This window comes from Limisphaera ngatamarikiensis (assembly GCF_011044775.1).
Lineage (GTDB): Bacteria > Verrucomicrobiota > Verrucomicrobiia > Limisphaerales > Limisphaeraceae > Limisphaera > Limisphaera ngatamarikiensis.
Map to the genome: position 1 here is coordinate 25,976 of NZ_JAAKYA010000011.1, position 12,521 is coordinate 38,496.

Genomic DNA, 12,521 nt, shown 5'->3' on the forward strand with positions numbered 1-12,521 from the left:
TGGACAATTTTTGGGGCCGGCGCGAGTCGGACTGCGTGGTTGCCTTGCGTGCCGCGGGCAATCCCAATGTCGGGCAACCGACCGGCCCTGCCGAGGTGGAACTGGTGGTGGACGTCTATTTTCCGGCCACTTCTCCCACGGTCCCGGCCGAGTGGCGGGGCCGAAGCGCCCACCCCGGAGGCCGCAATCGGCTCATGATGGACGGACACGCGCGGTTTTGGCGGGATCCGCGGCTCGGCGGAAGCTAGGCCCTTGGGCCGGGAGGAGGGCGTTGACCGTCCCTGCGAGGGGTCGCGGACTTGTCCGGGCCACGCAGGCCGGGCAGATTCGCGTTCCGGCCGTGTCCCTGCCCGCGGGGACACACCAACACCGGCGCCGGGCCGACACTCGAAGGGCCGGAGTGGACCGGGTCCGACAAGGGTCCCGAGCCGAACGCCGGTAGACTCATGGAACCGAGCTTGAACGAGTTGATGGAAATCTCCGAGGCCAGGGATCGGGCGGTGCGAATCCGTCAACGCATCCCGCCCGGCGGCCTTTTCGCGGGCGAAAGCTGGCGGATCAGCCCGGTGCCCTACGTCCTGCCGCCGGAGCTGGCAAAGGAGTTGGAGGGGCTGGGTCGGGTCCTGCTGCAGTTTTACCGGGCGCTGGACCTGTTGTACCGCCAATCGGTCGCGGGCAAACAACCGGCCTGGGTGGCCGGGCTGTTGGACCGGGGCAAACCGGCCGATCTGATCGCGTGGCAAAGACACGCCGGATTCCGGCATGAACTGCCGCGTGTGATCCGGCCGGACGTGCTGGTGACGGCCGAGGGCTTGAAAATCACCGAACTGGACAGTGTACCCGGCGGCATCGGCCTGACAGCATGGTTGCAGGAGGTCTATCACGAGACGGATGGAGGGACACGGTTCCGCCTGCTGGGCGGGTCCACAGGGATGCGGGACGGGTTTGCGAGCATCTTCGGCGATGCCCCGCGGGTGCACATCGTGGTGTCGGAAGAATCCGCCATGTACCGGCCGGAGATGGAGTGGCTGGCCGGGCAACTGGGAGACCGGTTCGCAGTACGCGGCGTGCGGGAGGCGCAGGTGGGCCCGGGCGAGGCTGTGTACCGGTTCTTTGAGTTGTTCGACCTGGCCAACATACCCGGGGCGACCGAATGGTTCGATCGGGCCGCCCGGGGCGAAATCCGGATCACGCCGCCGCCCAAGCCGGCCCTGGAGGAAAAACTGGCGTTGGCGCTGTTGTGGAATCGGAACCTTCAGGAATTCTGGCGGCGCGAATTGGGGGCTGCGTTTTTTGACAAACTGCGGGCGCTCGTACCGTACACCTGGGTGGTGGACCCCACGCCGCTGCCTCCCCACGCGGCCATTCCCGAGCTCGGGCTGACGGACTGGCGACAGCTCAAAACCCTCTCCCAAAAGGGGCGCCAGCTCATCCTTAAAATTTCGGGCTTCTCCCCCGCAGCCTGGGGCGCGCGGGGGATTTACCTGGGCAGCGACCTTTCCCAGGAAGCATGGGCCGAGGCGGTGGAACGGGCCCTGCGCGAGTTCCCCGAACATCCGTGGATCCTTCAACGCTACCACCCGCCGGCCCGTCAACCGGCCGTGTGGTACGACTTCGAGCAGGACCGGCCAATCCCCTTCGAGGGCCGCGTCCGGCTCTGTCCCTACTACTTTGTCACGGGCGAACGCGAGCAGGCCCGGGCACAGCTCGGCGGCGTGTTGGCCACCATCTGCCCTCTCGACAAAAAAATCATCCACGGCATGGACGAAGCCGTGGAAACCGTGGGAGCGATGATCCCATGACCGAGGCATTGCAATACGGTCTCCTGGCCGTGGGCTCGTTGTTCGTGATCGTGGACCCGATCTCGACCGCGCCGGCTTTTCTGGCCATGACACCCCAGAACACGCCGGCCCAACGGATTCAGATGGCCCGCACGGCCTGCTTGGTGGCCACGGTGGTGTTAATGCTGTTTGCGGCCGCGGGCCGGGCCATCTTCCACTTCCTGGGCATCACGCTGCCCGCCTTTCAAATCGCGGCCAGCCTGGTGCTGTTCATGGTGGCGCTGGACATGTTGCGGGCGCAGAGGTCCCGCGTGCAGGAAACCCGGGAAGAGACCGAAGCCGCCGTCGGCAAAGAAGACATCTCCGTCACGCCCCTGGCCATTCCGTTGTTGGCCGGCCCGGGCGCCATCTCCACCGTCATTCTGTTGCAAAGCCAGGCCCAGAACTGGATCCAACACGGCATCCTTTACACCGCGATCGTGCTGGTCATGCTGGCCAGCTACGTCATCCTGCACATCGCCGCCCAGAGCAGCCGGTTCCTCAACCCGATTGCCCTGAACATCCTGGCCCGTGTCATGGGGCTGCTGCTGGCGGCCGTGGCCGTGCAGTTCATGATCAACGGACTCAAAACCCTCAAGGGCGAGCTCTGGCCCGGCTGATGCCCGCGAAATCCCGGAAGGCACGGCCGACCCCTGGGACCCGGCCGGGGTCCGGCCGTTTCCGCCGTGCGCCCGACCGGCCGCCGCCGTTTCCAAACGAAAACGTTGCGCGCGGCCGCGGTCTCTGCTTTGCTGGGCTGCAGAACAATGGCTCCAGTAACCCGGTGTCCTCCCATGAAACCGCCGCATACCATCACACGTCGCGAGTTCCTGACCCGGGCAGCCGCCCTGGCAGGTGTCGTGGTTGCCACTCCCGCGTTGCGCGCGGCCCCGGCCCCGCGCAAGACGGCCACCGACCAGGTTCCACTGGGTCAAACCGGACTCAAGATCTGTCGCCTGGGCATGGGCACCGGCAGCAACGGCGGCGAGGTTCAGCGCCGGCTCGGTCGCGAGGGCTTCGACCGGCTCATCCGGTACGCCTACGACCGGGGCGTCACCTACATCGACACCGCCGAGGCCTACGGGACCCACGAATACATCCGCAGCGCCATCCGCGGTCTGCCCCGCGAACGGTTGTTCATCCTCACCAAAATGCCCGGCGTACCGGAAAAACCGCTCGAGGTGCTCGATCGCTACCGGAAAGAACTGGGCGTGGACTACCTGGACTGTGTTCTGACCCATTGCGCCACCAACGCCCGCTGGGACGACGAACGACGTCGCGTACTCGACGCCCTGGAAGAAGCCAAACAAAAGGGCATCATTCGCGCCAAGGGCGTCTCCTGTCACGGCCTGCCCGCCCTGCGCCGCGCCACCGAGGTGGAATGGGTGGACGTCCACCTGGTTCGTCTCAACCCCCAGGGCCGTCATATCGACGGTCCGTCGGATCGCTGGAATGAAGGCGGCAACGAAACCACGCTGCCCGAAGTGGTTCGCGAAATCCGCAGCATGCGCGCCAAAGGCCGGGGCATTATCGGAATGAAAATCATAGGCAACGGCGAGTTTCGCTCGCCCGAAGACCGCGAAAAATCCATCCGCTACGCCATGCAATCCGGCCTCGTGGACGCCGTGACCATCGGTTTTGCCAGCACGGACGAGCTGGACGAGGCGCTGGAACGGATGAACCGGGCCCTGGCCGAGGTGTGATCCACAGCCGGTTCACCACCCCCGCCGGATACGAAGTCCCAAAATCCCGGCGCCAGGGCTTCGGATGTGGTTCATGGCGCCGAGACAACCCGTCTTGAGGCCGGGCCCAGGGCACAATCGCCAAAACCCTCCCGGCGCAGTTTCGTGCCCGGGGAGGCTTGGCAGCACGAGCCTCCGAACCGGGCAGAGTGGATCCGACGGCCCTGCAACCCGGCCTTGGAAAAAGCACGGCGCCGTCGCCCCATGAACGGAGCGGCGGCGCGCGCTTGCATCGTAGGAAACGGTAAAAGAGGGGCGCCTCAGCCCTGGGCAGCCGGTGCAGCCGGCGTTTCCGGCGCGGGCGCCGGTGCAGCAGGCTGACTTTCCGCAGGCGCGGCCGGCGCGGCCGGCGCGGCGGTGGTCTGGGCCTGCGCTGCCCCGGCGGCGGCTGCTGGTGCAGCGCCGGGTTGGGCGGCCGGCTTGGAAGCGCCCTGGGCCGCCTGACGTGCTGCCCTGGCCGCCAGTTTCTTGCGCTTGATGTAGCGCTGCCGCCGGCGTCGCTTCAAAATCTTGTTGTATTGCTTGCTCATAGTTCCTTTACAAGCCCGCTGGGATGCGGTTGCTTGGGCCGAGCAATATGAAGTGGCTCGCAAAACAGTTCAATCTCTATTTGGCCCTGGCCGTGCTGCTGGCGGGGCTGGTCGGCTGCCAAACGGCAGCGTCCCGATCGCGCAAGGAAATCAGCACGTTCCGTGTTCATTTGGAGGTCCGCCCCGACCCCACCGGCCAGACCGAAACCATCACCATGTTCCGGGACAACCCCGTGGAAATGACGGTGGAAAAGTCGCCGTTCCTGACCGAGGTGCACGTGTTATCCGCCAGGCTCGTGGAACGCTTCGGCGTGCCCACCATCCAGATCCAACTGAACCGTTCGGGCACCTGGTTGCTCGAGCAATACACCACCGCCAATCGGGGTCGGCACATGGCCATCTTCAGCCAGTTTGGCGAAACCCCTGACAAGGCCCGGTGGCTGGCCGCCCCGTTAATCCGCCAGACCATCACCGACGGCTTTCTCGCGTTCACACCCGACGCGAGCCGGGAGGAGGCCGAACGCATCGTCAGCGGGCTCAACAACCTGGTGAAGCAGCGCAAGCAAAAGGACTTCTGACCCTCCCATGCGCGCGGCGCCAACCGGCCTCACGCTGTTGCTTCTGTCCCTCGCAGTGGGGCAACCCTCCGCCGGCCCGGTCACCGGCCCGTTCCGGCTTCCCACCCCGAACCAGGCCCTGTTTGAACCCGGCGGGGAATCCCGGTTCTTCGCCCCCACGCCCGGCCGGGATTGGCAGGCCGGAACATTCGGCTGCACCCGCACCGAGGGCCGGCAATTGCATGAAGGTATCGACATCCTCGCCACCCAACGCGATCGCCAGGGTGAACCAACCGATCCCGTCACCGCCGCAGCCGACGGCGTGGTGGTTTACGTCAACCGCACGCCCGCCCTCTCCAACTACGGCCGCTACATCGTCCTGCTGCACCGGATCGAAGGCCTGAACGTCTACACCTTGTACGCGCACCTGCGTTCCATTGCCGATGCCCTGCGTCCCGGCCAGCCGGTTCGGGCCGGCCAGCAAATCGGCGTGGTCGGACGCAGCACCAACACCCGCACACCCATCGCTCGCGACCGTGCCCATCTGCATTTCGAAATCGCCTTCATGCTGTCCGACCGGTTCGAACCCTGGTTCAAACGCACCGAGCCCGGGGAACGAAATGACCACGGCAATTACAACGGCCAAAACTTCGTGGGAATCGATCCGGCGGAGGTCCTCCGACTCCAGCAAACCCTGGGCCCGCGGTTTTCACTCCTGCGCCACGTGCAGGGTCAGGTCCCCCTCTGCACCGTCCGCCTCCGGGCAGTGAACCTGTTTTGGGTCCGACATTACCCCGCCCTGGTGGAACCCGCCCCGGCCGGCACCGACCCCGTCGTCGGTTACGAACTGACCTTCGCCTATCAAGGACTGCCCTTCCGGGCCCGGCCAATCACAGCCCGCGAGTGGCCCGGCCAGGCCCGCCTGCAACTGGTGCACGTCAACGAAGCCGAGACACAAAACCGCCCCTGCCAACGGATGCTGGTGCGCCGCGGCAACCGGTGGGCTCTGAGTTCAAGGGGAGAACGTCTGCTCGATCTGTTGGCCTACTGAGCCCCTGCCAGTCAACCCGGCCCGCATCCGACCCACCCCGACAGCCCGCGTCCCATAACCGGTCAGGGAGAATCACCCGACCCTTCGAAGGAACCCGGCTGCAAAGCCAGCAAGCTCCGGAAAAGCGCCAGAAACCTATTGCAGGGATTTCGCGGATGCCACGCACAAAACCCGACAGGGGAATGGCGACCCTACCGGGATTCGAACCCGGGCTACCACCGTGAAAGGGTGGTGTCCTAACCACTAGACGATAGGGTCGCGATCGTCGTCCTCCAACTATACCCATTTACCGCCCTGCGTCACGTAAAAAAGCAGGACCCGACCCGCAGCGACGTCTCGGACCGGCCCGACTTGAACCGCGCCGCCGAACGCCGCGTTTGAGCCCGCCCGGTCCGCCACCCGCCAACACCCGCTACCACGCCCAAAGCTGCAACGGCCCAACCTTGCCCCACCGGAGTTGCCCCTGCCCGCTTCTTCGCCAGCAGGGGTCGGGCCTGAACCGACCGGCCCTCCACCCAACCCTGCATCAGCACTTTCTGCAGCTCCGTCAAGCCGGAGGGTGTCGGTCCCGCCCACCCCATCATGTTGCCGGGCGGGCTGTACGAGACCGGGCCGGCTCAAACACCCGTCGCATCATCGCCACGTCCGCGACGTGACCCCTTCCCAATCGCACCCACTGGGCCGGGCCCTCCGTGCCATTCACCCGTCGGCCGGATCTCCAGAAAGTCGGCAAACCGGCCCTGCAGTTCTTGTTGGACCGTTCCTCCTTCAACCGGGCGCCACCGGGCCAAAAACCATGTCGGGAGCGAACGGGCGAGATGCTCCTGCAACATCGGGCGCCAACCTGTCCGCCAAACGACCGGCTAGGGCACTTTGCGTTGCATGGCAGTGCCACACGCGCAAGGCACCCATGAAACGCGTGGGCCGGTCCGGGAAAGGTCGGAACTGCAGGCCCTCCTTTTTCCCTCAACGCTGCCAGCTTCGGTACAATGCCCTCAACCAAAGCAACCACGACCCCGAGCCAGGATTTCATGCCGCTGTCCGCACCCCGCCCCCTTCGATGACCATCCGGCAAAGGGTTTGAGCCCGGGGCCGGCTGGCAATGCCGCATCCGGTGACGCAACCCTGCCGGTCACCCCGAAACCACTGCCGAGAACCGGCAAGCGACCTCGGCCGCTTCAACCGACCGACCATGAACCGGCCCCCGGGCCGCGACGCCCGCTGCCGCGAAACTTCCACCGTCGCGTCTCTGGAGACGACGCCATGGCAACCTGGCCTGACGACGTCATTTCTGACCCGCGAGCAACGATCCGACGCCGGAGTGTATCTTCGAGAACATCGTGGGCTGGAAGTGTCCAAAGCCGTCAGATGCGGCGTTGCGAATCGCCGGGTCCATGGCGTTTCTGGTCGCTCGGTTGCGGTACAATCGGGAGACCGTTACGGGGCGCGCCCGTGCCCAAAAAGACCGTAGGCGGTTTGAAGTCGGGGCGACAATGAACGCGCAGGGCCCGCGTCGCCGGTGCACCGACTTGTCTCCAATAACCCTGCAGTGCCGTCTCCCTTCAGGGTAGCTTTTCGGTTTCTCGGCTGCCGGATCGTGAGCGTGGCTTCTCCACACCACCGGCGTGTGCAAACTCCCCATCGCGGGTGACCGCAATTCCCGGCGCATCCCGGAGCCGTGCGGCCGGAGGACGCCTGCGCTGGGCAGCCCGTCCCTCAGGGTGAGCCAAGATTATGGGCTGAGGCGGGGGCCGGTTTTCCGGGTGGGAACCGGTGCAGACGGTGCCCCTCGGCAGAGCGCGGGCTTGATCCCGGGCGACTCCGGTAGCATCCTCGCCCCGACCGAACCGGACTGAGTCAACATGCAAACCATCACACTGGGCGTGAGCCCGCTTCGGAGCAGCCGACTTGCCTACGGTTGCTGGCGCGTCACTGGGACCTGGGATCCGCGGCAGGTCACGGCGGAGGGTTGGAAGGCGGGCAAAGAGGCCATCCGCACTGCGTACGAGGCCGGCTACACCCTGTTTGACAACGCGGACATCTACTGTGGGGGTGAGGCGGAACGTCTCCTGGGCGAGGTACTGCGGGAAACCCCCGGGATGCGCGAGCGCGTCCTGATTGCAACCAAGTGCGGCATTCGTCCGCCCAACACCCCGCAACCCGGCCTGCCGCAGCGCTACGACTTTTCCGCCGAACACATCCTGCGGTCCGTGGAAGGGTCCCTCCAACGACTCGGTGTGGAGACCTTGGACCTGCTGCTGTTGCATCGACCTGATTATCTGGCGGACCCTGCCGAGGTGGCCGAGGCTTTCTCCCGGCTCCGCCAACAGGGCAAGGTGCGATGCTTCGGTCTGAGCAACTGTCGGCCCACGCTGGTGACGGCGTTGCAGTGTGCCTGCCCCATGCCCCTGGTGGTGCACCAGGTGGAAATCAGCCTGCTCCAACGCAGTGCGTTGACCGACGGCACACTCGACCAGTGCCTGATCGAACACATCACGCCGCAGGCATGGAGTCCGTTGGCCGGCGGTTTGTTGGCGGACGGGGCTTCCCGGCAGCTGCGCTGGCAGCAACAATACCAAACGCATCAGGTCCTGGAAGAACTCGATGCCCTGGCCCGGCAGTACGAGACCACCCGCAGTGTCATCGCGCTGGCCTGGCTGCTCAAACATCCCGCCGGGATCATGCCCATCGTTGGATCCACCCGCCCCGAACGAATTCGCGAGGCGGTCCGGGCCACCGAGATCAACCTGACCCGGGACGAATGGTACCGGCTGTTGGTGGCCGCCCAGGGCGAGCCCCTGCCCTGAAGGACCGTGGCGGCGTTGAGTGACCGGGCGCTCCCACACGTCGCGCCGGTGCACCGAAAGCCCCCTTTCCCTGGGCCGGTGGCAAGTCCTCCGCCCGCACTGTGAATCCAGCCGACACGGTGTCCCGTCCGGGCGCGGCCGCGTTCACAAGGGCTCGTCCAAACCCAGGTCATGGGCGGCCAACTGGCCCAGCGCAATGCCGCCGTCGTTGGGTGGCACACGCTGCGGCCAATAGGGCCGAAATCCGGCCCGACGCAGCTCGCGCACCGTCCAGGTAAGAAGCCATCGGTTCTGGAAACAGCCGCCGCCCAACAGGACGGGCCCGCACCCTGCCGTACGGGCAACCTCGACAATCCCCGAGACCAACCCTTGGTGGAATCGCGTGGCCACCACGGCGGGCGACGCCCCACGGTCCACGTCTTCGAGCACGGCACGGATCAACGGGGCCCAGTCCAGTTCCACAGGGGCTGCCTCTTCGGCAGGTTGCCGCAGCGGCAACGGATAGGGATCCCAAGCGGCCCCGGGATCCACCTGGAACTCCAGTTCCATGGCCGCCTGGGCCTCAAACTGGTTGCGCTCGCGCAACCCTGCCAGACAGGCCACGGCATCGAACAACCGCCCCGCACTACTGCTCCACGGGGACCGAACCCCACCGGACACCATCCGCCACAGCACCGATCCCTCCCGGGCAGGGAACCAGCGACGGATCCCTTCCTGCAGCCGACTCTCCAGCCCGGAATCGTCCCGAACCAGCTCGTGCAACAGACCCAGCGCAGCCCGGCGCGGTTCGCGGGCCGCTGCATCTCCCCCGGGGAGACGGAACCGCCGCAAGGTGGCGATCCGGACCGCGCGCCCGGCCTCAACCCGGAAGAACTCACCGCCCCAGATGGTTCCGTCCCAACCCAGACCGGTCCCGTCCCACGCCACGCCCAGCGCCGGCAACCCCACTTCGTTTTCCACCCACACGGCCAGGACATGGGCCAGGTGATGCTGAACCCCGCGGCGAACGGGCGACTGCGAATCCGGCCGGGAGCGGCCCCGTCCCGCGAAAAATGTCCGCTCCGCCAGACGCGTGGATCCGTAGTCCGGGTGGAGGTCCAGGACAACAACTTGCGGACGCACCTCATACAAGGCCGGCAGATCCCGCACCACCCGCAGCCAGGCCTCCTCCGCCGCGGCGGTTTCCAGGTCACCGATGTGCTGGCTGAGGAAGGCCTGTCCACCAATGGCCAGACCCACGGCGTTCTTCAAATGTGCCCCCGCCGCCAGGACCACGGGAGTGTCGCGACCGGAGCCGCGCGCTGTTTCTGCGCGCCTCAGGGGCAACGGCAACGGGGCAAAGCCACGAGCGCGCCGAAGGACCATCTCGCGTCCCTCGACCACCCGGACCACCGAATCATCCACGTAACGTGCAATCGGCCGGTTGTGAACCAGGAACAGATCGGCAATCCCGGCCAGCCGTTCCAATGCCTCCTGTTCGTCCGTGCAAATGGGTTCCTCGCTGAGGTTGCCGCTGGTGGCCACCACCGGCTCGCCCACCTCCCGCAACAGCAGGTGATGCAGAGGCGTGTAGGGGAGCATCACCCCCAGGCACGGGTTTCCCGGCGCCACCCCGGGCGCAATCCGGGGCGCGTCCCGTTCGGGCACCGGCAACCGATCCAGCAGCACGATGGGCGCCTCCGGCCCGCACAAAGCCCGTTCTTCAGCCGGGCTGACCCTGCACACCCGACGCACCTGCCCCATCGAGGGAAACATCAGCGCCAGGGGCTTGGCCTCACGCCGTTTCCGCTCCCGCAACCGCGCCACGGCCTCGTCCGAGCGCGCCAACACCATCAGATGAAACCCGCCCAGGCCCTTGACGGCCACCACAGCCCCCTCCCGCAGCGCCTCGGCCGTCTGACGGATTACCGACTGCACGGCCCGGGCGGCCGTTTCCGGATCGGCCCTCCCCGGGGCCGGCCGACCATCGGCCAGGACGTCGCCACTGGCCGACCACAGTTCCAAATGCGGCCCGCATCGGGGACATGCGATGGGTTGGGCGTGAAAGCGCCGGTCCACCGGGTCTTCGTACTCCCGACGACAATCGGCGCACATCTCAAATCCGGCCATGGTTGTACGCGGGCGGTCGTAGGGCAGTCCGGTGATGATGCTGTAGCGCGGACCGCAATGCGTGCAGTTAATGAACGGATAGAGGTGGCGCCGGTCCCGCGGATCCCACATCTCGCGCAGGCAATCGGCGCAGGTGGCAATGTCCGGCATCACCAACGCACGGACAGTCCCGGTGTCATCGCTGGCGCAGATCTTGAAGTCCCCGTATCCCACCGGGTCCAGCCAGGTCAACTCGACGCTTTGCAGAGAGCTGTGCGGGGGCCGTTCCGCCGGAAGCCGGGCCAGGAACTGTTCCAGGGCCGATCGCGCACCCTCCACTTCCACGACGACGCCCTGCGGCGAGTTGCGCACCCAACCCTTCAGGGCCAGCCCGGTGGCCAAACGATGCACGAAGGGGCGAAACCCCACCCCCTGCACCACACCACGTATGACAACGCGCAATCGCTCCATGCCCCGGCAACCTGCACGGCCGATCGTCAAGGACCGTCCAACCGGCCGAGGTTCACCGTAACGCAGCCGTCTCCAGTTTCCAATCGCGGGCTGAACCGGCCTGATGGAACGAGAACATTCCATGCCGGAGCGTGCCGGGCTCCGCGCAGGATCCCTTGAAACGCGCCCCGCCCGGGTCCGCCACCGCCGCGGGTCATGTCGGCGCGGGACACCGCACGGCGGGCGCGGGCGAATGCCCGGGGCTCGCCACCCCCGGTGAGGGCGCGATGAACGGGCCGTCGCCAGGGCTCGGGAAGCCGGTTGCCCTCCTTGAGCGCCAAAAGTGACTGCTGCCCGGCGTGAGGCGGGCGGGATGCCCGTTGCGCCAAAACAGCTGTTACCCTGTTGAGCCCCCACCGAAGGAAGCCGACGCACGCCGGGTTGCAAGGCTGCCAACCCGATCGGCTCGAGGATCGGCAGCAGCCTCTCGGGGTGATGGGTCCCGGGCCGGCCCGGAAGCCGGGCGGGCGCGCAAGGCGCGGATGGCCGCCTTGCGGTGGTGGCACAACCAGCTGACCTCCGGGTCGGGCCGTTGACGTTTGGAAAGCCTGCCGGCTCGGGCGCAGGCACGACGCGTTCGAACTGGCGTGCCGCGTTGGAGGTTGGCGCGGTCAGGTCGGTCTGCACGGCACGTGGCACCGACCTTTGGCGCAACGACTCGTTTCGGCCAACGAGTCCACCCCGCCCTGCGAACAATCTTTTTGGCTCAAGTTGCGCTCGCGCCGAACACGGGAAAAACGTTGCCGACGGCGCAACCTTGTGTTTTAGAATAATGGGCCGGCCGAGCGGAGAGGTGGCTGAGTGGTTGAAAGCGCACGCCTGGAGAGCGTGAGTACCCCAAAAGGGTATCGGGGGTTCGAATCCCCCCCTCTCCGCCAGATTTTTTTATTTTCACGCGCAGGTTGGCCCGCCAGATCGATTCCGTTTTCACCACCCGTTCGTTTTGACCCTGACTAGCACGGACCCCGGGGTTCCTTCCGGCACCGGTTGTCGCGGGTGAAGCGGATGGCGGGGCGTTCCCGCGGCCGCTGAAGCGCAGGGGCAAAAGCCGGCGGAATCGAAAGGGACCGGACCTGCGCCGGCGTTGGCTGTACAGGCCGTTGTCTTAAAGGGTTGACGGTGCGGCGCAGGAGGAACCTTCAGGGGGCGAAAGGCCAACAGCGTTTGAGGATGCACTTTGCCGAACCGGGTTGCCCTGACCGGGCCGTGTGTGGGGTGGCGTCGGCGACCGGGGCCGGCCCGGATTCCGAGACAGGGTGAAAACTACCGACCAGCTCGGGGCGGTTGGAGAGCGGCCCCCCAAACCTCAGCCATCGCCTGAGGTATTGCACCGGCGGGTGAAGATTTTTTGGGTTCGGCGTTGAATATCCTCGCGCGCCGTGCCTCAATGAAGCATGCCGACCGTCACCAAACGCT

Annotated in this window: 9 protein-coding genes and 2 tRNA genes; 8 read left to right on the forward strand and 3 right to left on the reverse strand. The window is 66.4% G+C overall.

The features are described from left to right. The 4 genes from G4L39_RS14545 to G4L39_RS01765 form a co-directional block, all read left to right on the forward strand. The coding region (locus tag G4L39_RS14545; protein ID WP_343203290.1) for an H-X9-DG-CTERM domain-containing protein at positions 1-248 on the forward strand (248 nt) is incomplete at its 5' end. 198 nt (positions 249-446) lie between these two features. Beyond that, on the forward strand, positions 447-1,802 hold the full coding sequence (locus tag G4L39_RS01755) for a hypothetical protein (RefSeq protein ID WP_240893733.1): 1,356 nt from the start codon (positions 447-449) through the stop codon (positions 1,800-1,802). Further along, the gene (locus G4L39_RS01760) at positions 1,799-2,440 is read left to right on the forward strand and encodes a MarC family protein (RefSeq protein ID WP_165105447.1); all 642 of its coding nucleotides are present in this window, start codon (positions 1,799-1,801) and stop codon (positions 2,438-2,440) included. The genes G4L39_RS01755 and G4L39_RS01760 overlap by 4 nt, the downstream gene beginning before the upstream one ends. Positions 2,441-2,614: 174 nt before the next feature. Next, positions 2,615-3,523, forward strand: coding sequence for an aldo/keto reductase (locus tag G4L39_RS01765; protein WP_165105448.1), 909 nt, complete (start codon positions 2,615-2,617; stop codon positions 3,521-3,523). 299 nt (positions 3,524-3,822) lie between these two features. On the opposite strand, the gene G4L39_RS14550 is transcribed toward G4L39_RS01765, so the two are convergent. After that, positions 3,823-4,092, reverse strand: a complete 270-nt coding sequence (locus G4L39_RS14550) for a hypothetical protein (RefSeq protein WP_205880703.1) — start codon at positions 4,090-4,092, stop codon at positions 3,823-3,825. 47 nt (positions 4,093-4,139) lie between these two features. Here G4L39_RS14550 and G4L39_RS01775 point away from each other — a divergent pair, with 47 nt between their 5' ends. Beyond that, positions 4,140-4,670, forward strand: coding sequence for a SecDF P1 head subdomain-containing protein (locus tag G4L39_RS01775; protein WP_165105450.1), 531 nt, complete (start codon positions 4,140-4,142; stop codon positions 4,668-4,670). A gap of 7 nt (positions 4,671-4,677) precedes the next feature. Next, positions 4,678-5,700 carry a M23 family metallopeptidase gene (locus tag G4L39_RS01780; RefSeq protein WP_165105451.1) on the forward strand — a complete coding sequence of 341 codons (1,023 nt, stop codon included), beginning with the start codon at positions 4,678-4,680 and terminating at the stop codon, positions 5,698-5,700. Positions 5,701-5,883: 183 nt separating this feature from the next. Here G4L39_RS01780 and G4L39_RS01785 read toward each other — a convergent pair. Further along, positions 5,884-5,958, reverse strand: a tRNA-Glu gene (locus tag G4L39_RS01785). A 1,604-nt stretch (positions 5,959-7,562) separates the two neighbouring features. On the opposite strand from G4L39_RS01785, the gene G4L39_RS01790 reads away from it, so the two are divergent. Further along, positions 7,563-8,507, forward strand: coding sequence for an aldo/keto reductase (locus G4L39_RS01790; protein ID WP_165105452.1), 945 nt, complete (start codon positions 7,563-7,565; stop codon positions 8,505-8,507). 144 nt (positions 8,508-8,651) lie between these two features. On the opposite strand, the gene hypF is transcribed toward G4L39_RS01790, so the two are convergent. Then, positions 8,652-11,066 (reverse strand): carbamoyltransferase HypF, encoded by a 2,415-nt coding sequence (gene hypF / locus G4L39_RS01795; protein WP_165105453.1) that lies wholly within the window; start codon positions 11,064-11,066, stop codon positions 8,652-8,654. 826 nt (positions 11,067-11,892) lie between these two features. Between hypF and G4L39_RS01800 the strand changes: the two genes are divergently transcribed. Further along, positions 11,893-11,983: transfer RNA gene (locus G4L39_RS01800), tRNA-Ser, on the forward strand. The last annotated feature ends 538 nt before the right edge of the window (positions 11,984-12,521 follow it).